The sequence below is a fragment of the Paraburkholderia sp. MM5496-R1 genome, assembly GCF_050436205.1.
Taxonomy (GTDB): Bacteria; Pseudomonadota; Gammaproteobacteria; order Burkholderiales; family Burkholderiaceae; genus Paraburkholderia; species Paraburkholderia tuberum.
This window is the reverse complement of sequence record NZ_JBNDLT010000002.1, coordinates 3,994,658-4,019,786: the sequence shown is the minus strand read 5'-3', so window position 1 is coordinate 4,019,786 and position 25,129 is coordinate 3,994,658. Positions and strand designations below refer to the sequence as shown.

The following is a 25,129-nucleotide window of genomic DNA, read 5'->3' as shown; positions in this document are numbered from 1 at the left end:
TGATTTCTCATTCAAGGTAGGCGGTAAGGACGTAATATGGCATGCCGTTATAGGTTTCGTATTTCAGGACGACGAACACCTGGTTCATGCGCGTGAGTGTGCCTGTTTCCCGCGTCACTCCATATCCAATGTCGCCTGAGACGACTTTGGTTACCATGATCGTCGCGCTTCGAGTCGAAGACTGCGCCCACGTCCTGATTCTTGCAGCATTGGCATCCACTGCTTCAGAAATGGCACGTTCGGCCTGCTCGATATTTGTAAATGACGACACGATGTCTCGCCCGGACTCGCGTTTCAGCCGCTCCCTGAGCCATGCTTCGTTCTTACCAACATGCTTCTGGAGCGTGTGCCCTCCGAGCCCTGGATTGAGCGCTTTCGCCTCGTGCATTTGCAGATGGATCCGGCCCATCCTAACGCTGGCCGCGCGTGCAGCCTTGATCGAGCCAGCAAAGCCGAACGGCACGGCCATCTCGATAGACAGGCCGATCTGGTCTGCCATGTCAGGGCTGACCCGCATCGCCTCTGCCAGCTTCGCCGTGCCCTGCTGAGTCAAGCTGGCGGTATCGCGCCCTGTCCAGACCTGACGCAGGCCCGCCGCGGCCGTGTCCGAACCATGCGCCCCGAACACTACACACCCGGCCTTGCTTGCCATCGTCGGTTCGGGCAACACGCACAGCGCTGCCGCTCCAGCCATTTCAAGCACCCCGCCGACAACCTGCAAACCGCCCCACAGACGGTTGGAAAGCATTTCGGTGGGGCTAATCGAGTGGCGAGCCAGCACGGCCGACAGCTGCGGGGCGCTCAGCACCACGCGCACGCTGTCTGAATCCTGTTCATATGACATCTGAAACCTGCTCCTGGTCATTGGGACGACCAAGCTAACCTATAAGGACTTCCCTTTTTTTGCAAGCTGGGGTTGATTTATCCATCCATCCTCGTCCATCCATTCGATTGCCATGTCATCGGGGTACACATTCGGCATTCAGCGGCGAGACAGACTGCACACCTATAAACGGCCTTGTTGAGCACTATCATTGCGGGTGCCCGGGCCCGGATAGTAACCGCGCAGCAGGACTCCATCCGTTGGACGGCGAATACATTTCGTGTAGCGCCTCACAGCTTTTCGAGTTCGCCCGCTGCCGGTCTGACCTGTCGCTATCCTTGCCTTTGCGTCCTGGATTACGAAGTCACGCTTTTAGGTGACGCTGCGAATTTACCTGTTCATGCTGTTGTCCTACCGTGGCTGGCCCGGTGTTGAGGGAGTGGAGACATACGAGGGATCGAAGCGCTCGCCCTTGGCCAGAATTGCCCAGAGGATGCGCGCGTGCTTGTTGGCGACAGCCACCAGCGTTCGATACCAACCCACGCGTGCCTGGAGCTGAACGATCCAGCGCGAGAGCCGGTCGGTTCGTCGATGGGCGCTCGTTACTGCCGAGCGCGCGCCTTGGAACAGCAGCGTGCGCAGATACGTGTTGCCCTGTTTGGTGATGCGGCCCAGGTGGGTCTTGCCGCCGCTGCTCTTCTGTTTGGGCACCGTGCCGATCCAGGCGGCAAATTGGCGGCCGTTTTTGAACAGGCGAGCGTCGCCGACGGTAGCCACCGTGGCCGACGCGGTGAGCGGCCCGATGCCGATGACCGCCATCACGCGCTGCGCGTTGCTGTCGTGCTTCACGTGCGTGGCGACTTGCGCGTCGCACCAGGCGATTTGCTGGTCGAGGCCCTGCAGGTGCTCCCAGCCTCGCAGCAGCGCAGTGCGCGCGACACCGTTCAGTTCGGTGGCCCCGTCCTCCAGTGCCTCGACGAAGTGGGCACGAAATGCATTGATGCCTTGCGGCAGGAACACGCCGAACTCGACCAGCTCACCGCGCAGCCGGTTGACGAGCGCGGTACGCTCCTCAACGAAACCGTCCCGCATCCGGTGCAGCAGCAGCACGTTTTGCTGCTCTGCCGTTTTGACGGCCACGAAGCGCATGTGCGGTCGGCCCGCGGCCTCGCAGATGGCCTCGGCATCGAGCCTGTCGTTTTTCACGTGTTTGCCGCCCTTGCGGTAGGGCGCGGCGAGCTGCGGCGCGATCAGCCGAACCTCGTGGCCGAGCGCGCGCAGCTTGCGCCCCCAGTAGTGGGCTGCGCTGCACGCTTCCATTGCGACCAGGCACGGCTCGAGGTTGGCAAACCATTCGAGAAACTTCTGCCGTGAAATGGCTTTCCTGACCACCACGCGTTCCATGCTGTCCACGCCGTGTACCTGGATGATGTTCTTGGCCAGATCCACGCCGATACGAGTAATCTTGTCCATGACTTTCCCCTTCCCAGATGAGTTGTCTAGCACCAACCATCCTGGCATATCGCTATGCCACGAGATCGGGAAAGTCCTTACTAATTCGTTGGTTTAGACATCGGATATGGGCGATGGATGATTCTTGCGTCACACCGGTCAACGAAGATTCGGATACTGACTCGCGCTCGGCGAACGGATGGCCAACGCCGCGCGCCAACTCGAACGCAGCGGCGCCGATCTCATGATCCTCGCGACGAACACGAGCCGGAAGATTCAGTGCTGCCCGGCTTCGATACCGCCGCGTTGCATGACGAGGCGGCGGTGCAGTGGGCGATTGGAGGAGAGAGACGATGGGATCGAGGCCTCGATCCCGCGCGAATCGTGTTGCATCTATTCACGCGCGCAGCATACGCAGCGAGCGCCACAAGCAAAACGTAGCGCCGAAAGTCAAAAAGCCCGCATGGCATGCGCGATGCGGGCTTTCAACAATGCTTTGGTTGCGGGGGTAGGATTTGGCACCACGAGACAGATTGTTTGGCTCCATAGCGTGCCGCAGCGGGGTCGCCCCCGTGCCCGCATCACGCCCGTAACCTGAACGGACGACCTCGCAGGCACTTCCGTTATGCTTTCTGAATAACCAGGCGCACGCCCCAACAGCGTGCGCTTTTTTTGTGCCTGCGGAAGCAATCGGTTTCGGTCTGACGATAGAAAAACGCACTTGTCCACAGGCATCCACCGGCATTTATAAATATGTTGCTGTACATCCAACACTCGAACGGTGGAGACATGTCATGCAAGGGGAGACTGACCCGGCATCCGTTCCTCCGACGACCGGCGCGCGGCCCGGTTCCAAACCGGCTGTCATTGACACGGATTCGCGTCGCGTTTTCACGATTGACGAGTTTTGCGGCGCCTATCACCTGAGCCGGTCGTTCTATTACCGGCTACGACACACAGGACGGGGACCGCGCGAGGTTCACCTCGGTCGCAAGGTGGTCATTACCGTCGATGACGCGCGCGCATGGGAAGACCGGATGCACACGCTTACGCGTAAGGCCGAGCCGAATGGGTAACGCGCGCGGCCCGGATGACCGCGCTATTTTTCCGGGGGGTTACAAATGAATTACGGGTTTGATCTGTCTTCCTGCCAGTTCATAACCGATCACGAAGGGAAACGACTGCGGGTTGAAATGCCGATATGGTTGTTTGACCAGTTTGTGGAACTCAGGAACGCCGCGCTACGCGCACAGGCGACAGCTTTGGAAGAAAAAACACCACGCGGCGCGTACCGCAGTTCGCTCGCGGGGCTGACAGGCGTACCCGATGTTGCGGTCTCGGTCGATGCGCCGTTCCGGCCCACGCTCCCCGAACCGCGGACAAAACGTGAACGCGCCGAACGGCTGTTTCTGACGCCGGAAGAACGGCTGATGCAGGAGGCAACGCGAGCTGTCGAGTTCCCCACGGTGTCGGAAACGTCATCAGGCGCTCCTGCGGTGTCCTGCCAGGAAGAACCGGCCTCCCTGACGCCCCGCCACCCCGCGAAGCAGCAGGTATTCTTTCCGCGTCTATTTGTCGAGCCGATTCCCGATGAGGTTGCGCGACTGATCGAGCAAGGCAACTATAACCTGCGGGCGTGGAGACTCTATCGGGACCTTACGCCCGTTGAGGCCGCTGAACTCGCGGGCCTCTCCCGCGGCACGGTTCTCTGGCACGAACGCGGCTATAACGTGCCCAGCGTCGAGACACTGAAGCGCTTCGCGGACGTGTACGACTGCACGACCGGGCAGTTGACCCCGCAACCTGACTCCTGCACCAAACCCTACCAGTCCGTACCTGCCCCAAAAGGCCATGTGGCCCAATTTGCACCCGACGACACTGAGTATCCCGACGCCGTGATGGCGCACCTGATCGATGGCAGATCCCCGATTACCGCCTGGCGAATGTACCGGCGCATGACGATCGACCAGTGCGCCAAAGCCTTCGGCTGTACATCCAAGACCTTCAAGGGTATGGAAGCGTTACCCGTGCTGCGCGACCGGACCCGAAAGACACTGGCGCTTGTCCTTTCCTGCAAGCCTGTGCAATTGCTGCGCCCCCGAGGTCTTGAAATCGAAAATACATCGCGGCCCGGCGCTTCTGCGCATCGAACAGAACACCGTGCGGCTCGAAACGATAACGCGCATCGCGCGCACCTGTAATGCCGGAGAAAAATCGATGGAAAAGCGAGATTCAGTTGCAAGCACAAGCATAAGACCGCTTCATTCCTGCACATACCGGTGCAGAACGGAAGTGAGAGATGTGCTGACCGGTGCGCAGCGCCCGCGCACGTCCGCAGCCACCCTGGATGGATAGCATCGCGTTGTAAAGCGTCGCGGTCCCATCCTCGGACCGCGACGTGTGTGGTAATGCCCGCACCTTTGTGTGCGGGTTTTTTTTTGCCTTTTGGAGGTAGGGAAATGAGGCTTGGTGCAAATGTCTCCCATGTGCGTGAATACCTTGGATGGACGCGAACCGAGTTCACGTATCGTTTCGCGCCCGCCACGTTCGACCATAACAACAGGAAGCGCTGCTACGACAATCTTCGCTCGCTCGAAGTGCGAAAGCAGCATTCGTCAGAATTGCTGGCGTGGATGGAACCTGTGCTGAGAATCAGCGCCGCTGTGTTGCAGACCGACGACCTGACGGGACTCTTGCCTGACGCGCTGTTGTCGTTGCGCGCCCGGTATGCCGGGCCGCCGATGGATGCGCTTACCGTGGTGGTGAACCGGTGCTGTGATGGCGTCGAGGCGACGCCTGATGAATATCGGGCCGCTATGGAACGGGCGGATAAAGCCGGCAAGCGCGAAGAGGTGTTGCAACTGCTGGAGAAGATCGCAGCAGAACGGCGCAAGTGGCACCGCGAGGGAGTGCCCCACCGCGTCAATCGGTGGGAGCAGGCATAACACTGAAAAGGCCCGAACGGAGCGGGCCTTTTCACGTTTTCGCGTACCAACCGAACGTCTAGTTCGCTGGCGGTTGTTCCTTTGGAGCCGGTTCGGTATTGCACCGATGACCTCCCCTCGGAGGACAGGTTGGCGCAACCATGATTTCTATTGCGAGGTAGTCGTCGGGATTTCCCCTCGCATGGTGCAAGGATGAATCCGGGTAGTGTTGCGGTCCCCGTCTGCCACAAGTCGATCAAACATTGGCACTCCCCGGATGGTTAGCACAAAGCTTTCGTACAGCCGCCGCTCGTGCGTCGTGTGTTGACGCTTCGCTCTTTAGCAACATCGAACGACACACAGGCTCATAACGCCCCCAGGCATCGGGAAATAACTCACGCACAGCGTCAATCTCTTTTTCCGAAATACCAAAGGGTAATTCGCCGGGTGTTTCGAAATAGTAGCGACCGCACAAATGGAGTGCCTTGGTAAACTGCGTCCGCTGGAACTCATCTAGCGGACGCAGCCATTGCACTACCGTGCAGACACTACGCCACTCCGATTTCACCATTCCTCCCCACAATTGCCGTCGCAACCACGGCATCCTACCTGCTTTCGCACGACCGATTAGCGCAGCTTCGTTTAAGTCGAGTGCGCGCCATTCACCGAAAATTGAAAGAATATTGCCCATCGTCTCGGGGAATACCTCGATCCAGAAGATGCGCTCCAGTGTTGCATCGTCATAACCCGACTCGGCGCAACTGCGCGCGACGAATGGTACCTCCCAACGCGTCTCGGTATCGAGAAACAGGTCACTCATTGCCGCCCAAACTGGTCGGCGACGCGCAAAATTTTCGGGGGGCACGATACGATACACTCTGGCAAAATTTCACAATAAAGATTGGCTCGCAATAGTCTATTGCAAGCCGGCTATGGGATTTAATTGACAATAATGCTCTTAAAGCTTGTTAGAGCCGAATCATACCAGTCCTGTATGTGCTCTCCGACCTGACTGCCCATAGCCGCCCCGATAGACACCGTGGCTGCTGCGCATACCGGCTCTGCGGGGCCACACAAGAACGAAACCGCACCACCAGCAATAGCGCCACCAATGAAACCTGCGGCAATGATATCGCCTTGTTTTGCCGCCTCCCTAATTTTATCCTTTGCATCAATAATTGCGCCGACTGCATAGATGGCAACTACGATTATGGCCGTAACTCCAAGACCTTTTTGTATTTTTGTACCTTTGGTGACTTTTACGTTATCGCGACCAGCCGCAAGAATTGTTTCGAAATAAACCGTAGCTCGCTGATCGGCATTTAAAACTTTAAAGTCAACGCGATATTTCGCGTTTGCGTATTTATTAAGGTAGTATTCAAACCCCCTTGATTTCAGCTTTATAGCTTCCGCTCCCGCAATGCCAATGGCCGATGTATATTTACGATATTCAACGAATAATTGGTCTCGAACTTGGCTGCAATATTCAGCCGCCTCCTTTACGGACAAGTTTCCGTTTTCAACAGCCTGTCTAACCGAAGTGGAAATTCGCTTGATATGTGCCTTGTATTGCTGTCTTACGAATTCATCGGTAATAATGCCATGAGATACAAATAGCGCAGCCGCCTCAAAGGCATCTAATTGCGCTTTGAGAAAGTCCGCACCTATTTCATGACTTTGCTTGGTTTGGAATTGCCCATCGACTACGACGCTTTTCTTATCTCCTTGAATTTCTGACATATTTACCCCGCAATTGATGCAAGAATTGATTCGGTTACAGAGCCGGAAGCGTCCGCGTTATCGTCTAATACCAACTCAACGCGGTCCTGACCGTCCGGCCCTTCGATGGCGCAGTGAGGGGAACCGCCGATAATCTGGCCATTGCCGCCGCTATTAAGCGGATCGCCTTTGACAACCGGATAGTAGATGCCGGCCATGCCTATTCCGCCATCGCTGCCAGAAGAGACTCGGTAACTGAGCCCGAAATATCCGAGCCGCCGTCGAACAGGAATTCGATCCGGCTGCATGCAGTGCTATTGTTTGCACGTTCAAAACGCACCTTGTTTTTTGCGTCGAACACCCCGGCCTCCTGGCTTCCATCGGCGAAGTGGGCAACGCATTGCAAGCCCTCGCAGTTCCCCGGTTCAGTCAAAGTGAAACTGATCCAGTGATTGACGGCGGGCGAGGGGGTAGCCTGCCTGCTAATCGTGTCCGCATCTCCACGGTCGATAATTCTCCATTTCGTGCCATACATGGCGATGATGCGTGGAGGATTAGTGCACTTGCAGAGGACGATGTCACCGCCGACGGCCTGAAGCCGCCCACCATTCACCAAGTCGACCATCCGTTTGCGGTCGTTAACGCCAGCGCCGTACGTGACAGAGCCAGTGCTTTTACACTTCGCGCAATAGGCATCGTCTCCGATGAACACCATGCGGCGCGGCCGTCCGCTTTCGTCGGTGATGGTCCCCACCTTACCGCTTGCGTATACCTGGCCGCCTTCGCCACTCGTCAGTGGATCGCCATCTACTGCTGCATAGTAAATTCCCGGCATCTGTTACTCTCCAATTGCTAAGAGAAGCGATCCGGTTACTGAGCCTGAGCCGTTCGCGTTGTCGCCTGGTAATATCTCAAGGCGCGAACATGCACTGTCATTGTCAAAGCGCTCGAAGCGCACTGTATTATCTGCACTGAACGTGCCGTATTCTTCTGAACCGTCATTGAAGTACGCAACGCAGCGCAGACCCGCGCAACTTCCGCGCTCCTGTAGCGCAAAAGAAATCCAGTGACTGGCAACACCGTTCGTGCGTGCGGTGTTCGTCGAATCACTCGCCCTCGTACTGTCCGAGCCGGTGTTGAGATGAATGAACATTTCTGCATCTGCACCCGCAATTACACGGTTTTTTCCGCAAGGACATAGCACCTTGTCACCGTGTACAACGGCATTCCTGTTATTTTCTGACACGCCGTCACCGGTGCCGATGATCTTGAACACGCCCTTGCAGTTGCCACACGTCGCCTCCTCACCATGCAAGGCAATATGTTTTCCGCCATCAAACATCGTGGACGAAAGCGCGATAACGAATCCTCTGGTGGTTGTCGGGTCGCCATGTCGAACCAGTGCAAGCCTCATAGTCATTCACCCTGTTGAAAGTTTCTGGACTAGTCAAAATCGACAAAGTGCCAGTCACCCGATTCCGGGTCATAGATTGCGCACTGGTCCATAGAGGACTTGCCAAGTTCTTCCGCCGCAATGGTCGGCGGCATCCTGGCTATTGCCTGCTCAACTGCATCGTGAATCTGCGCAGTTGACCAACCATCCATTGCTTCGAGCGTTTCGGCGAAGTTTGACAAGCCTGCTTTCGTGAGGATGTCTTCAATCCGGTCAACGACGCGCCCCGTAAACCGGATGGAAAAGTGGTCCCATTGTTCACGCGGTATCTCAAACGCGTCACCGGTGTAGACCATGATGGGTTGCGCGCGCTTGCCGACGACAATCCGGCCGCGATCCGCAGCGAAAGCGTAGTTAACCGATACGTTCAGGCTTCCGTTCTGCTCAAGAAAATGACGGGTATCGACACACCTGAAATCAATCGGCCAGAAGTGATCTTCGTCATCGTGCAGGTCCATTGAGCCCAAGATCGCATCGAGCGGACTCAGATAGGTGCAGATCATGCGCCCGTGGTCTGTGCGGTGGCAAAGCATCTGCATGTCACCGCAGTAGTGACTGCCGGGAGAGACGGATGGAGCATCAAGTGGCTTGTTCACCATCGCATACAGGCGAAGCGAAGAATGTAACTGGTAGGGACAGGATTCATGTGTATCGGCAGACAAACGGATATCTCCTTGAAGTCAGGACGCGACTCAGCAAAAGGAACCTAACGCCCTCCGGTCAATGCCGGACTACGTAATCTCCTTTTCCTGAATCAGTTCGCAAAACCGATAACTGATCATTTAAATTCCAGCCGGTCAACGAAATTAAATCGAGATAACCTAGAATTAACAATCATTAACAGATGCACGATGCAATCGATTCATGATGCATGGTTCTGCATCGACACCCAGAAAAAAGGCGGCATTGAGCCGCCTTCTCCGTAAGTGATCGGCGCCAGTTAGTGCTTTGTCCACGAAGCGTCCATAGTCGCCAGTTTCCCGTTCGCGCCGTGCGCAGCGTCAGCGAGAATCGCTGCGGCGTCCTGCGGTGTCAGTTGGCGGTTAGGAAGCCCCTTGGCGTCGAGCGCAAGCACCGTGAACAGTTCCTGATCGCAGCGGTTGGTCGAGTGATAGTTCTCGCCGAGCTGGATCATCATCTCCAGCAGGTTGCGGTGTTCGTGTCTTTCCTCGACAGTCACAGCAGGACTCCTGAACATCGAGGTCGCAAGTGTAATCAGATGTCGGAGTTGCTGCCCCTGCCGGTCGCAAAGATGGAAGGCGGCAAGCGCGAGGCGTTCATACTGGACAGCGTCTACAGCGGGACGGGAGGGAGATTGCTGCTTTCGGGTGGGTTTGGTCATGCGCGGTCCTGGTTATCGTGAAGGATCGCCCGGACACATAGGGAGGTGGTGAGCGGGCACGGTGACAAGGTTGGCAGACCGGCGTGAAAGCCAAAACCGGCAGACCCGAGGGTCTCCTTGCCACGGCCCGCCCATTGACAATGGACGCGCAGAGGCAAACGCAAACCTGCCGAAGCAGGTATGCGGGCTTTCACCTTCCAGGCTGCCAAGCCTGAGCCGTCATTGTTTCGACGGCATTCCGATTATAAGCGGATGCTGGAGAATTGGCGATTATTGGGATTGTGCGCTGTCGCGAAGGCTTGACGGGACTTTCACCGTGCCCGTATGACCTTCAATGCCACTCACGGTGTTTGCGTTGCCTTCGATGTAAATCACGGTGCAGGCCGTCAGCATCGGGACCGCGAGAACGATCAGGGTCATTGCAACACGTCGCATGATGCAGTTCTCCTGCGCGGCAGGTAGGCGTGTACCGTCCGCGCCGTGGTCCTTATCAACTGTACTCACACATGACCAGCAGCCCGTCGCTGCCATTGCCAGCGTTGTACGAACCTGGCAGTCCGGTTCCACCCCCGTCGCCCGCTCCCCGACCCGAAGCGTCATGAACCGGGGTCGCCCCTGATGGACCATATAGGCCGCCCATCCCTCCAATGCCGTACATGGATTTGCCCCCTGGGGTGTAGTTCGATATCGTCGTGCTGACAACCGGCAGGGAACCCTCACCGCGCACGTTCAGGTCTCCGTTGACGCCGGTCCCACCGGGCGCACCAGGAGGCCGGCATTTGTCGCCGAACCGGTGCCACCCGCACCACCGGTCGCGTAGGCAACGGGTGATAGCGGCTCGCCCAGATAGGTATTCGCGCCCTGGCTACCCGAGTTACCCGAGGCCGGTACGATGCCGCCCGCGCCGATAATAATTGGAAGCTCGTCGGGCAGACTGGCAGCCAAGCGGCGCAGCCACCCATAGCCGCCCGCGCCGCCCCCTGTCGCCGTACCCGCGTTGGACGTCCGGCTCGCAATGCCGCCTGATCCGCCACCGGCCTGAATCGCGGTCTCCACAACGGCCGGACCGTGATCCGACTTGCGCCACGGCGGATTCGCAATCGAGTGCGTACCCGTCCCCGCGTCGGTCATCGATATGGCCGCGCCGCCCTGATCAGTGCCGATCTGGAACGTGCTCTGGTCGGCGGACACCTGAACCACGAAATAGGTCGCGCCCTGCGCAATGCTGCCCGGTAATGAGTCCGTACTGCTGAACGTCACCGGCGATCCGGTGAGAGGCGAATGGAGCGAGCATGTGATGACCGGCGAGCCGGCCGAGAACGTGACGCTTTGAGCTACGACGGAATAGACGGTGACCGCGAGCAGCGTCGAGCCGCGCTGCGGAGCCGGAATGTCCGGCCTGTTGAGTATCGCGGCGATGCCCGAGTCTGCATTCCAGTCGGCATTGACCTGACCAGGCGGAATGACAGGCTGGTCCCTCAGGTCGTCATAGCTGCCAGTGGTGGCAACCGTTGCAAGGCTGCGGGTAATCGTGCTGACTGTTGTGGCGAACGACTCAACGAGAACATCCGCAAGCTGGTTGACCTGCGTGAAGTCCGGTGTTCCACCAAGCGCGATGATGGCGTTGCGCAGTTCCTCGGTAACCGCGTGATACCACCATTCGCCGGGGACGGTCCCGGTAATACCCGCTGCCGGATTGCCATTGGCCGGAAAGCCCCCTGTATTTTCTGCGGGTGTTTCGGGCGCATTCTCGACCGCGTTGGCCTGCCAGTAGCGATCCATGTCATTCCCCGTCACCCGGTACAAAGTCGGCGATATCGCCAAAGTCCCCCGCGAGGCACGCCTCGAAAATGTCGCGACCGTGCTCGTGCGGATCGTCCGGCATGGCGATGAATGGCATGAAGTTGTCGAAGCGCTCGAAGTGGACCTCGCAACGAATGCCGGTGTGTTCCGCGTCGGCCCATGCGGGATTCCTGACAGCAACAATGTCCATCACGCGATCCTCGTCCATACGCACCAATAGTCGCCTGCAGCGGCCGCATTGCCGCTGCTAAGCCACGTTCCGGGGCGCCCCGGCAGCGCTGCGACCGTACCTTCCGGCGCGGACTGGCTGCTATCGCCTGCACGCACAATGAACGCTACCCACCCGATTCCATTTCCGCTGAGCGGTTGCAGGTTGGCCGGTGTCCATGCGCCGCCCACCTGGCCCCGCAGATCGTTCACCGCGTTGTTCACGTTGTTGATGTTGTTTTGCAGGTTGCTGACGTTGCCCTGCAGCTCAGCCTCGAAGACCACGTTGCCCTCGTCGGTCTGGTCAACCGTGACACCCAGGCCGCTACCGTTGGTTCGCCATCCGATATGCACCTTGTTTGCCCCCTGGCTCACGCCGCCGCCTTGCTCCACGGGCGTGAATCCGAGCGGTGCAGGCGTCCCGATCACGTCTTCATATCTGATTAGAAACGGCGAGATGCGCGAGCGCCGCAAGCAGCGCCTGCGCGAGTTGATCGACCTTCGTATAGTCGGGCGATGCGCCGAGCGCGACGATGGCATTCGCGAGTGAATCCGGCGAGCCTATCCAGTGCATAAAAAAAATCGTTTGCCGCCGTGCTCAAGGCGGCGCGCATCGAAGCATTCCGCTGGCATGATCTGCGCCATACGTTTGCATCGTGGCTCGCACAAAGTGGCGTTGACCTCTATATCGTGCGCGATCTGCTCGGCCATGCGTCGCTCGAAATGACGATGCGTTACGCGCACCTCGCGCCGAACAACAAGTTACGCGCCGTCGCCGCGCTGCAACTCGGCGGGCCGCAGATGACCCAGATTACGCAGGTTGCGAGCGTGCCACGGCTTGCTGCGTAGGCGCTTCGACATGGCTGAAGTAACGCGTGCCCGCCGTCCAACGTAGGCGTTACTGCGTCTGTGCCAAATTTTCCTGGTCGCGCTCGCACCAAGGTTGAATGCTGATAAATTCATTGGTTCGCTAACAATCAATTTTTATGCCACATGAATAATCCATTCGCCCATATGCAAAACGATACGGTCTACGTTCAGTCTTCCGACGGGGAGCGGTTTGGGCCATATAAGACGGCGGTCGGTTCGAAGAACTCGACCCATGTTGCGAGTATTTACGACACGTCCTTCCAGGGCCGCGAAGGCTGGACATTGATTCGGATGTTGCCAGGCTTAGGCGAGGAAACATACTTGATTCTGGAGTCCAACTTCTCGCACGGACTGGCCGCTATCGGACCTCACTGGTCGCTTAAGCTGCGAAAGGATGCGTCGCTCCTGCACAAGTCTCAACCGAAGGCCGCACCGAACATCACAATCAACAATTCACAGGGCATCCAGATTGGCGATCATAACGTCCAGCACATTGCGGGCAGCCTTCAGGGCCTTGTACAGATGATCGAACAATCGTCGGCGGCACATGAAGAAAAGGAAGCGGCCAAAGGGCTCCTCGTGAAGTTGCTGGAAAGCCCGGTCGTTGCCAGTGTTCTCGGCGGTGTTACGACCGGGGTCATGGCATACCTGAAGAACCCTAACTGAGCTAAGGCCGGTGGCACAGGCTCCCAACTGTCGAAAGGCCCGCGCGAAGCGGGCTTTCTTTTGGGCCGTACAATGTCCCCACAAGTTACCGGGTTACTTACTAAGCCGAAACAAAGTAACCGGACATGGGTCAAGCCGCGTAGCGGACTGACGGATGTTGAAACATGGATCGGACCAAAGCCGGAATCTTTTGCAACGAGCGCAGAACCGCTCGAACACGCTGCTTGAGATGCCCGGGACCTTTGATGGCAAGCTTGCCGATCTTGTGATGTTTGAGATAACCCCATACCAACTCGTCCGGGTTCAGGTCTGGCGAGTAAGCAGGAAGGAAGAACAGACAAAGGCGCCCATCTGATTCCGCGGCAAGCTGCCGGATCGCTTTGCAACGATGTACCGGATGACCATCGGCAATCAGGAAGACAGGCGCATCGGCGGTGAGCATCAGCCGTTTGACGAAGTCGACGTATACGGAGATCTTGAAGCTGCCTTCGAAACACATGAAGCGAAGTTGGCCACGCGGGCTGATCGCTGAGATCAGGTTCACCTTGAAGCGCGCGCCAGTGACTTCGACTACCGGAGTTTGACCGACCGGCGCCCAGGTCGTGCCGCTGTGATAGTCCGATCGTACCGTCGATTCGTCGACGAAGAAGATCTGTGCCCCGACGTGTTTGGCCTGCCCGACAATGGCCGGGTATTCGTCCCGCATCCACGACTCGACCAGTTCAGGGTCGCGTTGGTACGCACGCGCAAGCGGTCGCTGGGGCGAAAGCCCGAGCTTGCGCAGCAGTCGACCGACCGACACCTCGGAGAGCCTGACGTTGAAATGTTCGCGAATCAACTCCCGCACCATGTCTCGCGTCCACAATGCAAACTCGAACTTCATCTGCATGGGGTTCTTCGTTGTGACCGTCTGATAGACGAAGCGGATAGCCTCGGACGACAGCTTCATCGGTCGACCAGGGATTGCCTTGGCTCGTAACGCCTCGATGCCCCCTTCGCGCCAGGCCGCCAACCACTCGTAAATACGCGCCCTCGAGAATCCGAGCGTGCGGATCACGTCCTCCGGCGACTCGCCAGCTTCGACGCGCTTGACCGCACGAATACGGATCTCTTCAAGCGTTGCATGTGAAAGCTGCCGGCCGTCGTCCTCTCGCATCTCGCCTCTCCCTAAACCCCTTAAAGCTTAGACCATGGCGTCGATTTATGTTCGCTTACTTACGCACTGGTTAGTATGAATTGGTTAACACCGCTTGCATCGCTACTTGGTGCTGTCGTTGGTGCCAGCGTTGGCGCGTCGCTAACACACTTTTTGATCGCGAGGCGTGAAGCGGCAAAAATCACACGTGATCTGAAATATCTTGCTCTTCGGATCGCCTTTCTACTAGAACACTTCACCGTAGCGTGTGCCAGTAGCTTGCTGGATGCAAAGAATTACGATGGTTCGAACGGCGCAATAGGAACGAAGCTGGAAAACTTGCCGGAACTCGCGGCCTTTCCCCTGGACGGCGACTACTCTGTGTTCGAAAGACCGCTACTCACCCAGGTTTTGTCGTTTCGCCTCAAGGTTGAATCCGCGAATCACTCCATTGCCTTCGAACAGAACCTAAGCGGCGAACGTGAGGCACACGGCGCTTGCCAGGCTGTTTGTTTGCGAATGGGTTTAGAAGCAAGCAAGCTAGCTGACGCGGTGAGAAATGCCTACCATCTCGCACCGTTCGAACTCGAAACTACTCTCTGGGACTACAAAGCATATCTGAAGCGCCAACGCGGGCTAAAGAGAACAATAGACCTCGCGAACAGCGCTACAGATGCCTAACGCATTGAAGCCTTGCGCCACCAGTAAAAGCCCGCGCGATGCAAGCTTTTTTTCGTGCGTGGCATGGCTAGCCGTTCGCCTGCGCCGCTCGCGCGCCTTTCTGCTCCAAGGCTATCCGCCGTTCCCATACGCGGGCACTGGCGGCTGTTATCACGATCTTGCGCCCGACGCGGATTTCGGCGGGTGTTCGCCCCTGGCGTTTCAACTCGAAGTAATGCGAACGGCTCAGGGCGTAGCGCTTGCAAAATTCGTCTATCGTTAGTGTTGGCGCGTCCTTCGGCGGCGTTTTCTTCGGCGGCGGCTTCACGGCGGGCGGGAAAACATCGGCACGCGCGGCGGCGTTCATGGTGGCCCCCGCGCATCTTCAATAGCCGCTACCGATCGCGAGCGGCGCCGAGGCATCGGTATCGAGGCATTCGGCGCAGTGCGTCGCCTCGATAACCACAACGCCGCCGCTCACGCCAGCCATGCAAGGCGTTTGCCCGCACGCTTCGCAATTCTTCCCCCAGTCGGGCCGCCACTCGATTACCTCTTCGCCGTCTTCGTCAGGCGAAGGCGGAACCCCCATGCGCAGTGTTTCGCGCAACTTTGCATTCCTCGAAGACATCGCAGATTCTCCAGCGCAGCGGCCGGACTCGCGCGCGAGGCGCGGCCCTGTATCGCTTCGCAACATGGTGACTACTCGCCGGCCTCGCTTTCGTCGGCTGCCTCGCTCGCGTCAAGCGTGGCCGGTACTTCGTGTTTGAGTAGCGCGGCGAGTTTCGCCGTTACCGCTTCCGTACGCGGATGCAACTGGGCCCGCGCATCGAATGCAACCGTGCCGCCTTCGCGCGGGCGCATCGCGATGCTTGCCGAACGTGACGCCATCGAACGCCAGATCGTCACGCGGCTTTGCGCCCGTGTGCAGGTTAAGGCGCATCGCGTGCCACGTTTGCGACCATCGCAACACGCCCAGATGTGGATGCCGTACACGCGTAAGCGGTGGGCTATTTCGCGCATCTCGATCCGTGCCCGATGCTGCTGCTACAACCGAAGGAAGACGCGGCGGAACAGTTTTCCAAAGAGCGTATCGCGCCGATGGTGCGCGCCACGCCTGTACTACGTGACCTGATCGGCACTCGCCGCATGCGCAACAGCGAGGAAACGCTTCTCTTCAAGTCGTTTCCGGGCGGGTTCCTTGCGCTGGCCGGTGCCGGTTCGCCTGATAACCTCGCGCGCCGCCCCGTGCGTGTCGTGCTCTCGGATGAAATCGACAATACCCGCTGACGCGCGATGGCGAGCCGATCGCGCTGGCTGAAGAGCGCACCGCGACTTTCAGCAACTGGTTAAGCATTCGCGCGTGTTCGCCAACTATCTAAGAGCAAAGCCGCATCGCGAGCGCGTACAGTGAATCGGATCAACGGCGCGCGTCGGTGGTGTGCCCGCATTGCGGACATAGGCAGTTTCTTTCGTTCTTCGATCACGTCAAATGGTCCCGCGATCCGGCCGACGAATCGCGCCACCTGCCGAAGACCGCGCGCATTTACTGCGAGGCATGCGGGGCTGCGTGGAGTGAAGCGCAGCGCCTGCGTGCGCTCGCTACCGTGCGCTGGCATCAGACCGCGCCTTGCGTATGTTGCGGCTTGGCGCGCGAACCGCTCGAAGACTACAAGCGCGCATGGCGCGTTCGATGCGAACGCCGACCCCGCCGCGGCGATTTCGGCTGTGTGGGACTGGTGGGCGTCGGACCTGTACGCGGTCTATCGCGCACGGTGCCCGCAGTGTGGCGCGTGGGCGGTAGAGAACAGGCACGCAGGGTATACGGCCTCGAAACTCTACAGCCCGTGGGCGAAAGACCGGCCCGCCGAAATCGCCGCGAAATGGCTACGCGCGCGCGTAGACGAAACGCTTAAACAGGTGTGGTGGAACACCCAGGCCGGGCTACCGTACCGCGTGCGCGCGGGTAAGGAAGTCAAGCTCGAAGTACTCGCCGCGCGTGCGGAACGCTGGGCCGGTGAAGTGCCGGCCGGTGTCGGCGTGCTATCGGCAGGCATCGACGTTGAAGGCGACCGTGTAGAAATGGAAGTGGTCGGCTGGGGCCTCGATGAAGAGTCCTGGAGCATTGCCTACGAAGTCATCGAAGGCGATCCAGCTACGCCCGATCTGTGGCGCGAAGTGGATCTGGCATTGATGCAGAAATACCGGCGCGATGATGGGCGGCCGTTCTCCATCATGTGCGCGTGTATCGACTCAGGCGGGAACGCAACGCAAGCCGTGTACGCGTTCGCGAAAGAACGCATTGGCCGCCGCATCTGGGCAATCAAGGGCGAGTCGGCACGCACGGGGCAACGTTCGCCCGTGTGGCCGAACAGGAAGCCGACGCGCCGCGCGAAGGCGAGCTATCGGCCGGTGATTCTCGGCGTTAACGCCGCCAAGGATTCAATACGTGACCGCCTGGCGATCGACAAGCCCGGACCCGGTTACATGCACTTTCCCGCCGATCGCGATCTAGGTTACTACGCGCAGCTAACGGCGGAACGGATCGTGGTTAAGGAAGTCGCGGGGCATCGGTTCTATGTGTGGGAGTTGCCGCCCGGTCGCGCGAATGAAGCGCTCGACGCACGCGTGTACGCATACGGCGCACTATGCGGGCTTCTGCATTTCGGTTTGCGCCTGAACATTTTCGCGCAGCGCGCTGCCGCGCTCTATGGTGACGCGGCACGGCCGTACAATCCGGCGAGTCTCGCGGCTCGCGTGCGCTGCTTTCGCAGCTTGCCTAAGCGAGATCGTCACTAGCGCATCATCACTACAGGGAACTATCTAGCCAATCGATAACCTCTTTGCTGTGCCAGCCAAAGTATGGTCGCGTGGCCGTAAAGATAAGTAAATGATCGCGCTCGTGAAGAAACGGTTTTACTTGCTCGTAGACCGTCTGAGGCGTCTTGTCAGTACGAATTGCATAGCACGACTCGGAAAGTCTGGCCCAATTGCCTTCCTTTTTAATCACCCCCAATATATTCTCGTAATTTTCCTTGTGGGTTTCCTTTATCAGATCATATGTCACGATCAAAACGCTCATTTCTTCTTCACCTTTCTTTTCGTGTTTCTAATTAGAGATAGAACGGATTCCAAACGAACTGCTTGCAGCGCGCATGATATTGACCGAAATCACTTCAATTTTCAAGGCGGCCGATGCCACGTGCATCAATGAATGCAGTCTGAAATCGCTTCGTTTATGCCGACTGTATATTTTCAAAGCTACCGTGCTGCGGCTTGTCGCAGATGTCAGGCTCAATGCGCGTTCCAACCGTCGCCAAGTTGATCGCGCCCGCTCGTTCACGTAGTTGATTACTCTAGGTAGGGAGCAACCATCATGCGCGCCGGTAGTTGCTACGACTCGTCGCAATCCATCTTTGCGCGCATGACAACCGAACAGCTACAGGCCGCACTCGCGACGGCGCAGGCAGCATATGTGAAACTCATGGCGGGCGGGCAAGGCGTGTCATTCAGCTATACGCAGGGCGACGGCACGCGCAGCGTTACCTACGCCGCCGCGAACCCGGCGAACCTCGCGGCCCTGACACGGCAATTGCAGCAACGGCTAGGGATTGTTTGCAGGGGCCGCGCGCCGATCCATTTTCTTTATCGTTGACGCGTGTATTCGCCGTGGCTCTTCTAGGCGTTTTGAAGGTCTGAGTAAATTAGGTCGCCGCCGAACACAGCATCTGAATAGCCGGGCACAGTCACGTTACGCCGTGCAAACCAGTTATTAACGATACTCGCAACATCAGGATGCTTTGCGCGGTAGCCGTCAAACACCGTACGCGTCATCAAAATCGGGGGGGTTGCAGGTGTTGTCTGAACGTTACGAGCAGTGGGAATCGCCGCAAATACGTATGAATTGTTATGTCGGAAGCACTGGTTGCCGGGCAAACCTTCCACTTTGAGACTTCCCAAAAATTCGCTTACCGACACTGTTTGCCACTGGAACTCGTTTACTGCTGCAAAGTGATAGCCAACGCACACCGCTGGTTCGGACTGAAAGGTTGCATCCTTATTTGCAACGTCTGTTAGCTTCGACGCAACGTTTGCTGGTCGTCCCAACCACACAAGAGACCGGTAGTTATGTCGCTGCACCCCGTGCCGTCTAAAGCCAGTCTTTGTAACAAGCATCCGTCCAAAGTCGATTCCGATGCCACAGGAAACTTCGCCACGGCTAAAGTGCCGGTTAATGATGTGCTTCGAAACCGTGTTCATTGCGATAGCCGTATGAACGGCGTTGCTGAAACAATGGTGAGTATCGAACACGACCATAACCCGGTCGCCAATGATGCCGCGAACGTGCCCGTTGAACTGCTCTGCGCACCTCACCATCGCCCGGACAAAGGATGAATAGAGGCGGGAAACGGTTGATGGACGATGTTGTAGGTTCAATTGGGTCGAGCGGCGTATGTCGATGTACAGCACGCACGTTTCGATGATCTTGCATGACTGCCGCATGTCATCAAGGTTAGGAAAGGTGATCGCTGCGTCGTCCGAGTGAGGGACGGTTTGCGTATTGGTTACGCCAATAGCGAAATCCGATGAGAGAATTGCTTCTACCTCTGCCGCGATATCCGCACGAAGTTCTTTTAGATTCATGTCTTGAACTCAAAGTATCTGACCGATGGCTGGCGCAACCAGCATGAAAAGCGCCAACATGACGCAACGCGCGCCCCACGCGAACAGGCGAATTTTCCGCAGAACTATCCGGCTGTTTACCGCGATCTGTACCGATAAATCTACGATGTACTCGTCGCTAAAAGAACGGCTTTCCACCGGACGATAACGATCAATTGAATCGCGGGCGAATTGCTCTATTGACATCGCCGCAATGTCACCAAAGAAAAGCATGTTCGAGCCCGCAGGTGGTGACTTGACGAAAGCACGAATCGAAGTTTTCGGAAGAAATGAAATGATCGCGAACAGTGCGCCTAGTGCGAAGAAAATGAACGATAAGCGGAATCCGCTATCGACAAACAACGGAATTTTCTTGCCGGATGACAAGAGGTTGCCTATACCAAGAAGCCAAGCAGAGCAAAACGTAAGCAGAGCGGCATTCTTTGTTTCCGCGAACTTGAGGAAATCAACAGCGCGGGCCAGATTGGCCGACATCAACTTTTCGAACTGCTCTTCCTGATCGTTCTTTGCCATAAGTTTTCCGGGCGGAACGTTCCGGCTACTTGTCGCGCTAGCGAAATAGCAACCGGCCCTTTGGTTGGAGTCAACACAGCAGGATCGCAGAGCATCAATATCCGTGTCAACAGTCCAGATACTCGACGCCAACGGGCGGCCGATCCCTGAGCGCTCGCGCGTGGTTTCGATGCTCGCGGGCTCAGGCATGGTGCCATATGACGCGGCCGACGCGACTAACCCTGAACTAGCCTTCTGGACACCCTGGCTCGGCTCGCCTGATATCGAGCTAAACCCGTACCGCGATCGCATCGTATCGCGCGTGCGCGATCTGGTCCGCAACGACGGCTGGGCATCGGGCGGCGTTACACGGATTCTCGATAACGCGATTGGCGCAAACTTCCGCCCCGTATCGAAACCGGATTTTCGCGCTCTCGCGTACCTGAGCGGCAATCCCGCTTTTGATTCGAGCTGGGCCGATGAATTCGGCCGCGCACTTGACGCGCGCTGGCGTGCATGGGCGAACGACGTAGGGCGCTATTGCGACGTGCAGCGCAATCTGACTATCTCGCAGATTTTCCGGCTCGCGTTCCGCCACAAGCTCGTGGACGGCGACGCGCTCGCCATGCTGCACTGGCTACCCGATCGTGTGGAACCAGGACGCGCGCAGTATGCAACCGCCGTGCAACTGATCGACCCTGACCGGCTCTCGAATCCGTACATGATGTTCGATCAACAGACCACGCGCGGCGGCGTGGAAATCGATACGCGCGGCGCGGCCGTGGCCTACTGGATTCGCGAGGCGCATCAATCCTCCTGGTTCGAAGGGCCGAATGTTATGGAGTGGCAACGCGTACAGCGTGAGACCTCCTGGGGCCGACCCGTTATCGTCCACGACTTCGAACACGACCGCGCAGACCAGCATCGCGGGGGCGCCGGTATTTTTACGCCCGTGATTGACCGGCTAAAAATGCTCATCAAGTACGACGCGACCGAACTTGAAAGCGCCATTGTCAACGCTATCTTTTCGGCCTACATCGAATCGCCGTTCGATCCGTCGTTCGTGCAAGACGCTCTGGGCGACTGCGTGGAACTCAAGGGCTACCAGAAATTGCGCGCCGACTTTCACGACCAGCGGCGGCTTCTGCTCGGCGGCGTGCGTATTCCCTCGCTCTTTACCGGCGAGAAAATCAACACCGTTAGCGCAGTTCGTCCGACCTCGAATTTTCGCGACTTCGAAGGCGCAGCGCTTCGCAATGTCGCCGCGTGCCTGGGTGTGAGCGCGCAACAGCTTTCGCAGGACTGGAGCGATGTTAATTATTCGAGCGCGCGAGCCGGATTGCTCGAAGCGTGGAAGACGCTGAACCGTCGCCGCACTGACTTTGCGAACGGCTTCGCGTATCCGGTTCGCGCCGCCTTCGTGGAAGAAGTGCTCGAAGTAGACGATTTGCCGTTACCCAATAACGCGCCCGCGTTCATCGAGGCACGCGGCGCATACTCGCGCTGTACATGGATCGGCCCCGGCCGTGGCTGGATTGATCCGGTAGCGGAAAAACAAGGCGCGGTACTCGGCATGGATGCGGGTTTGTCTACCCTCGAAATGGAGGGCGCCGAAAATACGGGCGAAGACTGGGAAGACATTCTTGACCAACGCAAGCGCGAAGTCGATGCTTTCAGGGAACGCGGCCTGCCGCTTCCACAATGGGCGGGGCCGCTTCCCGCGAACACCGCCGCGAAATCACCCATAGCCCCGCAACCGCAGTAACGCGCGCTCATGGCTCGCACGGTTCATCCGCGCTTCGCGTTCCTCGCGCAACGGCTCTTTAATACCCCGCTCGCGATACACCCGGCTAAAGCCGAAATGCTGCTGGCCGTGCTTGCGGAACGCCTGGGCATCGTGAGTCTGCGCGGGCTCGAAGGCGAAGCGCGCGCGGCGGGTGCCCCGATGCTTCTGGCGTCAGACGGGGATATGTTGCGGCACGTCGCACCCGTGGGTTACGACGTGCTCGCGGGCGTAGCCGTGATACCGGTCTACGGCACGCTTGTTCATCGGCTCGGCACGTTGCAGCCTGAATCGGGAATGACCGGTTACGACAGCATACGCCAGAACTTTCTAACCGCGCTCGCAGATAGCGCGGTGCGCGCAATCGTGCTTGATATCGACTCGCCGGGCGGCGAAGTCGCGGGCGCGTTCGATCTTGCCGACGCGAGCCAGGCAACGCGCGGCACAAAACCTGTGTGGGCAATCCTGAGCGAAAGCGCCTATAGCGCGGCCTATGCGATCGCGAGCGCGGCCGATCGAATCACCGTGCCACGCACTGGCGGCACGGGTTCAATCGGTGTCGTATGGATGCACGTTGACTGGTCGCGCGCACTCGATAGCGCGGGCCTCGCGGTGACGTTCGTCACGTGGGGCGACCGCAAGCTGGACGGCTACCCCGAATTACCGCTATCGCCCGAAGCGCGCGAGCGCGCCCAGGCGGATATCGACGCAACCGGCGAGCTATTCGCCGCGACGGTCGCGCGCAATCGCGGGCTATCAGTTGACGCCGTGCGCACGATGCAGGCCGGAACCTTCGGGGGCTCGCAGGGTGTTGCCGTGGGCCTCGCGGATGAAGTGCAGGCACCCGACGAAGCCTTCGCGTCATTGCTTGAATCTCTCGCACAGTAAGGGGGACATCATGGGCTTGAATCTCACTGCTTCGCGCTTCGCGCATCTGCTGGGGCCGCTTGCGCGACCGCTCGCCGCCGCGCGTGCTGACGACAAAGACGACGACAAAAAGGACGACGACGGGCGCGCCGACGATGACGACGACAAAGACCGCAAGGACGACGACAAAGACCGCAAGGGCCGCAAATCAAAGCGCTCGAAGAAAGCCCGCGCCGAAGATGACGACGACGAAGCACGCGCCGAAGACGAAGGCAACGACGAAGCGAGCGCGGCCGACGATGACGAAGGCGACGACGACAGGAAAGACGATGCGCGCAAGGCACAGCATGCACGGCTCGCCGAGCGCGCGCGCGGCGCGCAGATTTTCCGGTGCAGCGCAGCCGGTGCCCGCCCCGATGTCGCGGCGCATCTCGCCTTCGAAACCGATATGCGCGGCCCCGATGCCGTGAACCTGCTTACCGCGATTGCATCAGGTGACGGCACGCGACTTTCGCGGGGCGATACGCTGCGTAGCCGCATGGCGGGCGTGAGTCTGCCCGCGCTCGGCAGTGACGGCGGCACGGCCGAAGATCGCGACGGGCCTCAGGCCGCCGCCTCGATGATCCTCGCCGCCGCACGTCGCGCGCGTGGCGAAGCGTAAAGGGAGTGCCGCGAAATGACTACGACCTATAGCGATAACCCGTTCATGCCGGGCATGGTGAGCGATGCCTACGTACCGGATCAACTCATAGCAGGCGATTTCAAGCTCGTCACCGAAGGGCAGGCGCAATTCCCAACCGGGCTCCAGCTCACGCGCGGAACCGTGCTGGCGCAGCAGGCAGACGGCACCTATGCCACCGCTACTTCGAGCGGTGCAGCGGCTAATGCAATCCTTGCCGATGACGTGGACACGACAGGCGGCCAGCCTGCGACGGGCGGCGTGTATTTCACGGGTGAATTCAACGCGCGCGCGCTGATTCTCGATGCGTCGCTCACGCTCGCCGCCGCAACAATCGCGCTGCGTCCGTTTTCGATTTTCGTGAAACCCAGTGTATCCGCCGCCGATCCGACGTAAGCCCGTTGCGTCGCTTGCCATTCCTTTTCTAACGTAGCGCGTTTCTCCCGAAGGTACGCCGCCAAATCGCGGTCCTCGTAAGCCCGCCCGGTTTCGACCGGCGCGGGCTTTTTTGTGCGCGCCGCCAGGAGTACAGCAAATGAATATCTACGATACGATTGCGCTGATTCTCGTTGTGCCGAATCTCAAGCGCCCGCAAAAATTCCTCCTCGATCGCTTCTTTACGAACGTCGTAACCAGCGATACGGAACAGGTGAGTATTGACGTTGACGTTGGCAAACGGCGTATGTCGCCGTTCGTCTCGCCCCTGCTCGAAGGGCGACTCGTTGAACAGCGCCGGTATCAAACCAACATGTTCCGGCCCGCGTATATCAAGGACAAGCGCGCGCCCGATCTGCGCAAGCCGATTCGCCGCATGATCGGCGAACGCATCGGCGGCGCATTCAGGGGCGAGGAACGCGCCGCCGCGAAAATCGCGGCCGAAATGACCGATCAAATCGATCTGCTCGACCGACGCCTCGAATGGATGGCCGCGCAGGCGTTGATGACCGGAACTGTATTGATTGAGGGTGACGGCTTCCCGTCTGCACTTGTCGATTTTGGCCGCGATCCGACGCTTACCGTTGCGCTCTCGGGTTCCTCGGCGTGGGACCAGCCGAACGGCACGCCAACGCACGATATCGAAGTATGGCAACACGCGATTCTGAAAAAGAGCGGCGCACAGGTCACAGACCTCATCTTTACGACCTCGCCGTGGGAATACTTCATTGCAGACGAACGCGTAAAAGCCGCCGTCTACTATCCGAAGCTTTCCGATTTCGGCAACGCGGTGGACCCCGGCGCGCGGATCACTACGGGCGCGGTGTACAAGGGCCGCTGGGGTCAATATTCGCTCTGGGTCTATAACGACTGGTACGTGGACGACAACGACGTGGAACAACCGATGTTGCCCGATGGGGTGGTCATCATGGCCGGTCCCGATTTGATGGGTACACGCGCATTCGGCCAGATCATTGACCCGAAATTCAATTATCAGGCGTTGCCCTACGCGCCGAAAATGTGGATTGCGGACGATCCGCCGCAGCGCTTCCTCATGATGCAGAGCGCGCCCATTGTCATTCCCTCGCGCGTCAATGCCGCGCTTTGTGCGACCGTATGCGCTGCCGAAGAGGACTGAG

The 25,129-nt window shown here is 58.6% G+C and carries 34 protein-coding genes and 2 pseudogenes; 15 read left to right on the top strand and 21 right to left on the bottom strand.

What is annotated here, in order from left to right:
• Positions 1 to 7 precede the first annotated feature (7 nt).
• On the bottom strand, positions 8 to 844 hold the full coding sequence (locus OKW38_RS25790) for an RNase A-like domain-containing protein (protein WP_429363639.1): 837 nt from the start codon (positions 842 to 844) through the stop codon (positions 8 to 10).
• Between the two features lie 390 nt (positions 845 to 1,234).
• On the bottom strand, positions 1,235 to 2,296 hold the full coding sequence (locus OKW38_RS25785) for an IS110 family transposase (RefSeq protein ID WP_429359779.1): 1,062 nt from the start codon (positions 2,294 to 2,296) through the stop codon (positions 1,235 to 1,237).
• A 160-nt stretch (positions 2,297 to 2,456) separates the two neighbouring features.
• Between OKW38_RS25785 and OKW38_RS25780 the strand changes: the two are divergent.
• From OKW38_RS25780 to OKW38_RS25770, 3 genes and pseudogenes are all read left to right on the top strand, one after another.
• Positions 2,457 to 2,552, top strand: a pseudogene (locus OKW38_RS25780) (aspartate racemase); the annotation flags it as partial.
• A gap of 844 nt (positions 2,553 to 3,396) precedes the next feature.
• Positions 3,397 to 4,476, top strand: coding sequence for a helix-turn-helix domain-containing protein (locus OKW38_RS25775; RefSeq protein WP_429363637.1), 1,080 nt, complete (start codon positions 3,397 to 3,399; stop codon positions 4,474 to 4,476).
• Positions 4,477 to 4,734: 258 nt separating this feature from the next.
• Positions 4,735 to 5,220 (top strand): hypothetical protein, encoded by a 486-nt coding sequence (locus OKW38_RS25770; protein ID WP_429363636.1) that lies wholly within the window; start codon positions 4,735 to 4,737, stop codon positions 5,218 to 5,220.
• A 235-nt stretch (positions 5,221 to 5,455) separates the two neighbouring features.
• Here the strand turns inward: OKW38_RS25770 and OKW38_RS25765 are convergent, their stop codons facing one another.
• The 12 genes from OKW38_RS25765 to OKW38_RS25710 all read right to left on the bottom strand — a co-directional run bounded on the left by OKW38_RS25765 (position 5,456) and on the right by OKW38_RS25710 (position 12,297).
• Positions 5,456 to 6,064: a DUF7079 family protein gene (locus OKW38_RS25765; RefSeq protein ID WP_429363634.1), complete on the bottom strand. Its 609-nt coding sequence runs from the start codon at positions 6,062 to 6,064 to the stop codon at positions 5,456 to 5,458.
• A gap of 74 nt (positions 6,065 to 6,138) precedes the next feature.
• Positions 6,139 to 6,939, bottom strand: coding sequence for a hypothetical protein (locus OKW38_RS25760; RefSeq protein ID WP_429363633.1), 801 nt, complete (start codon positions 6,937 to 6,939; stop codon positions 6,139 to 6,141).
• A gap of 2 nt (positions 6,940 to 6,941) precedes the next feature.
• Entirely contained in the window at positions 6,942 to 7,136 is a 195-nt protein-coding gene (locus tag OKW38_RS25755) for a hypothetical protein (protein ID WP_187617059.1), read from the bottom strand.
• A gap of 2 nt (positions 7,137 to 7,138) precedes the next feature.
• Positions 7,139 to 7,753 carry a hypothetical protein gene (locus tag OKW38_RS25750; protein WP_429363631.1) on the bottom strand — a complete coding sequence of 205 codons (615 nt, stop codon included), beginning with the start codon at positions 7,751 to 7,753 and terminating at the stop codon, positions 7,139 to 7,141.
• A gap of 3 nt (positions 7,754 to 7,756) precedes the next feature.
• On the bottom strand, positions 7,757 to 8,332 hold the full coding sequence (locus OKW38_RS25745) for a PAAR domain-containing protein (protein WP_429363630.1): 576 nt from the start codon (positions 8,330 to 8,332) through the stop codon (positions 7,757 to 7,759).
• A 29-nt stretch (positions 8,333 to 8,361) separates the two neighbouring features.
• Positions 8,362 to 9,033 carry a hypothetical protein gene (locus OKW38_RS25740; RefSeq protein WP_429363629.1) on the bottom strand — a complete coding sequence of 224 codons (672 nt, stop codon included), beginning with the start codon at positions 9,031 to 9,033 and terminating at the stop codon, positions 8,362 to 8,364.
• Positions 9,034 to 9,311: 278 nt separating this feature from the next.
• Complete coding sequence (locus tag OKW38_RS25735; protein WP_429363628.1) at positions 9,312 to 9,713, bottom strand: hypothetical protein; 402 nt, start codon at positions 9,711 to 9,713, stop codon at positions 9,312 to 9,314.
• A 270-nt stretch (positions 9,714 to 9,983) separates the two neighbouring features.
• Complete coding sequence (locus OKW38_RS25730; protein WP_429363626.1) at positions 9,984 to 10,148, bottom strand: hypothetical protein; 165 nt, start codon at positions 10,146 to 10,148, stop codon at positions 9,984 to 9,986.
• 294 nt (positions 10,149 to 10,442) lie between these two features.
• Positions 10,443 to 11,495: a hypothetical protein gene (locus tag OKW38_RS25725; protein ID WP_429363624.1), complete on the bottom strand. Its 1,053-nt coding sequence runs from the start codon at positions 11,493 to 11,495 to the stop codon at positions 10,443 to 10,445.
• 1 nt (position 11,496) lies between these two features.
• Positions 11,497 to 11,724 carry a hypothetical protein gene (locus OKW38_RS25720; RefSeq protein ID WP_187617054.1) on the bottom strand — a complete coding sequence of 76 codons (228 nt, stop codon included), beginning with the start codon at positions 11,722 to 11,724 and terminating at the stop codon, positions 11,497 to 11,499.
• Positions 11,706 to 12,116: a hypothetical protein gene (locus OKW38_RS25715; protein WP_429363623.1), complete on the bottom strand. Its 411-nt coding sequence runs from the start codon at positions 12,114 to 12,116 to the stop codon at positions 11,706 to 11,708. The genes OKW38_RS25720 and OKW38_RS25715 overlap by 19 nt, the downstream gene beginning before the upstream one ends.
• A 40-nt stretch (positions 12,117 to 12,156) precedes the next feature.
• The gene (locus OKW38_RS25710) at positions 12,157 to 12,297 is read right to left on the bottom strand and encodes a hypothetical protein (RefSeq protein WP_429363622.1); all 141 of its coding nucleotides are present in this window, start codon (positions 12,295 to 12,297) and stop codon (positions 12,157 to 12,159) included.
• A 20-nt stretch (positions 12,298 to 12,317) separates the two neighbouring features.
• Between OKW38_RS25710 and OKW38_RS25705 the strand changes: the two genes are divergently transcribed.
• Both OKW38_RS25705 and OKW38_RS25700 read left to right on the top strand, forming a co-directional pair.
• Positions 12,318 to 12,572, top strand: coding sequence for a tyrosine-type recombinase/integrase (locus tag OKW38_RS25705; protein ID WP_311734944.1), 255 nt, complete (start codon positions 12,318 to 12,320; stop codon positions 12,570 to 12,572).
• A gap of 144 nt (positions 12,573 to 12,716) precedes the next feature.
• Positions 12,717 to 13,259, top strand: coding sequence for an RIP homotypic interaction motif-containing protein (locus OKW38_RS25700; protein WP_184069062.1), 543 nt, complete (start codon positions 12,717 to 12,719; stop codon positions 13,257 to 13,259).
• Positions 13,260 to 13,389: 130 nt separating this feature from the next.
• Here the strand turns inward: OKW38_RS25700 and OKW38_RS25695 are convergent, their stop codons facing one another.
• Positions 13,390 to 14,415, bottom strand: coding sequence for an IS630 family transposase (locus OKW38_RS25695; protein WP_429359560.1), 1,026 nt, complete (start codon positions 14,413 to 14,415; stop codon positions 13,390 to 13,392).
• Between the two features lie 75 nt (positions 14,416 to 14,490).
• On the opposite strand from OKW38_RS25695, the gene OKW38_RS25690 reads away from it, so the two are divergent.
• The gene (locus OKW38_RS25690) at positions 14,491 to 15,075 is read left to right on the top strand and encodes a hypothetical protein (protein WP_184069059.1); all 585 of its coding nucleotides are present in this window, start codon (positions 14,491 to 14,493) and stop codon (positions 15,073 to 15,075) included.
• 67 nt (positions 15,076 to 15,142) lie between these two features.
• Here OKW38_RS25690 and OKW38_RS25685 read toward each other — a convergent pair whose 3' ends face one another.
• From OKW38_RS25685 to OKW38_RS25675, 3 genes are all read right to left on the bottom strand, one after another.
• Positions 15,143 to 15,421, bottom strand: coding sequence for a hypothetical protein (locus OKW38_RS25685; protein ID WP_429363621.1), 279 nt, complete (start codon positions 15,419 to 15,421; stop codon positions 15,143 to 15,145).
• Between the two features lie 18 nt (positions 15,422 to 15,439).
• Positions 15,440 to 15,682 carry a hypothetical protein gene (locus tag OKW38_RS25680; RefSeq protein WP_184069053.1) on the bottom strand — a complete coding sequence of 81 codons (243 nt, stop codon included), beginning with the start codon at positions 15,680 to 15,682 and terminating at the stop codon, positions 15,440 to 15,442.
• 71 nt (positions 15,683 to 15,753) lie between these two features.
• The gene (locus tag OKW38_RS25675) at positions 15,754 to 15,942 is read right to left on the bottom strand and encodes a hypothetical protein (protein ID WP_429363620.1); all 189 of its coding nucleotides are present in this window, start codon (positions 15,940 to 15,942) and stop codon (positions 15,754 to 15,756) included.
• 114 nt (positions 15,943 to 16,056) lie between these two features.
• Between OKW38_RS25675 and OKW38_RS25670 the strand changes: the two genes are divergently transcribed.
• The 3 genes and pseudogenes from OKW38_RS25670 to OKW38_RS25660 all read left to right on the top strand — a co-directional run bounded on the left by OKW38_RS25670 (position 16,057) and on the right by OKW38_RS25660 (position 17,850).
• Complete coding sequence (locus OKW38_RS25670; protein ID WP_429363618.1) at positions 16,057 to 16,341, top strand: phage terminase large subunit family protein; 285 nt, start codon at positions 16,057 to 16,059, stop codon at positions 16,339 to 16,341.
• 146 nt (positions 16,342 to 16,487) lie between these two features.
• Positions 16,488 to 16,607: pseudogene (locus OKW38_RS25665) on the top strand (hypothetical protein); the annotation flags it as partial.
• A gap of 37 nt (positions 16,608 to 16,644) precedes the next feature.
• Positions 16,645 to 17,850, top strand: coding sequence for a terminase gpA endonuclease subunit (locus tag OKW38_RS25660; protein ID WP_429363617.1), 1,206 nt, complete (start codon positions 16,645 to 16,647; stop codon positions 17,848 to 17,850).
• Between the two features lie 10 nt (positions 17,851 to 17,860).
• On the opposite strand, the gene OKW38_RS25655 is transcribed toward OKW38_RS25660, so the two are convergent.
• On the bottom strand, positions 17,861 to 18,133 hold the full coding sequence (locus tag OKW38_RS25655; RefSeq protein ID WP_429363616.1) for a hypothetical protein: 273 nt from the start codon (positions 18,131 to 18,133) through the stop codon (positions 17,861 to 17,863).
• A gap of 342 nt (positions 18,134 to 18,475) precedes the next feature.
• Here OKW38_RS25655 and gpW point away from each other — a divergent pair, with 342 nt between their 5' ends.
• Positions 18,476 to 18,706 (top strand): gpW family head-tail joining protein, encoded by a 231-nt coding sequence (gene gpW, locus OKW38_RS25650; protein WP_429363614.1) that lies wholly within the window; start codon positions 18,476 to 18,478, stop codon positions 18,704 to 18,706.
• Between the two features lie 23 nt (positions 18,707 to 18,729).
• Here the strand turns inward: gpW and OKW38_RS25645 are convergent, their stop codons facing one another.
• Together OKW38_RS25645 and OKW38_RS25640 are read right to left on the bottom strand one after the other, a co-directional pair.
• Entirely contained in the window at positions 18,730 to 19,695 is a 966-nt protein-coding gene (locus tag OKW38_RS25645; protein WP_429363612.1) for an adenylate/guanylate cyclase domain-containing protein, read from the bottom strand.
• 9 nt (positions 19,696 to 19,704) lie between these two features.
• The gene (locus tag OKW38_RS25640) at positions 19,705 to 20,247 is read right to left on the bottom strand and encodes a Pycsar system effector family protein (RefSeq protein WP_429363611.1); all 543 of its coding nucleotides are present in this window, start codon (positions 20,245 to 20,247) and stop codon (positions 19,705 to 19,707) included.
• A 169-nt stretch (positions 20,248 to 20,416) separates the two neighbouring features.
• Between OKW38_RS25640 and OKW38_RS25635 the strand changes: the two genes are divergently transcribed.
• The 5 genes from OKW38_RS25635 to OKW38_RS25615 all read left to right on the top strand — a co-directional run bounded on the left by OKW38_RS25635 (position 20,417) and on the right by OKW38_RS25615 (position 25,128).
• Entirely contained in the window at positions 20,417 to 21,991 is a 1,575-nt protein-coding gene (locus tag OKW38_RS25635) for a phage portal protein (protein WP_429363817.1), read from the top strand.
• A 9-nt stretch (positions 21,992 to 22,000) separates the two neighbouring features.
• Complete coding sequence (locus OKW38_RS25630) at positions 22,001 to 22,897, top strand: S49 family peptidase (RefSeq protein ID WP_429363609.1); 897 nt, start codon at positions 22,001 to 22,003, stop codon at positions 22,895 to 22,897.
• A gap of 10 nt (positions 22,898 to 22,907) precedes the next feature.
• Positions 22,908 to 23,537 (top strand): hypothetical protein, encoded by a 630-nt coding sequence (locus OKW38_RS25625; protein ID WP_429363607.1) that lies wholly within the window; start codon positions 22,908 to 22,910, stop codon positions 23,535 to 23,537.
• A gap of 15 nt (positions 23,538 to 23,552) precedes the next feature.
• Positions 23,553 to 23,951 carry a head decoration protein gene (locus OKW38_RS25620; protein ID WP_221309400.1) on the top strand — a complete coding sequence of 133 codons (399 nt, stop codon included), beginning with the start codon at positions 23,553 to 23,555 and terminating at the stop codon, positions 23,949 to 23,951.
• Positions 23,952 to 24,090: 139 nt separating this feature from the next.
• Entirely contained in the window at positions 24,091 to 25,128 is a 1,038-nt protein-coding gene (locus OKW38_RS25615; protein ID WP_429363605.1) for a major capsid protein, read from the top strand.
• Position 25,129 lies beyond the last annotated feature (1 nt).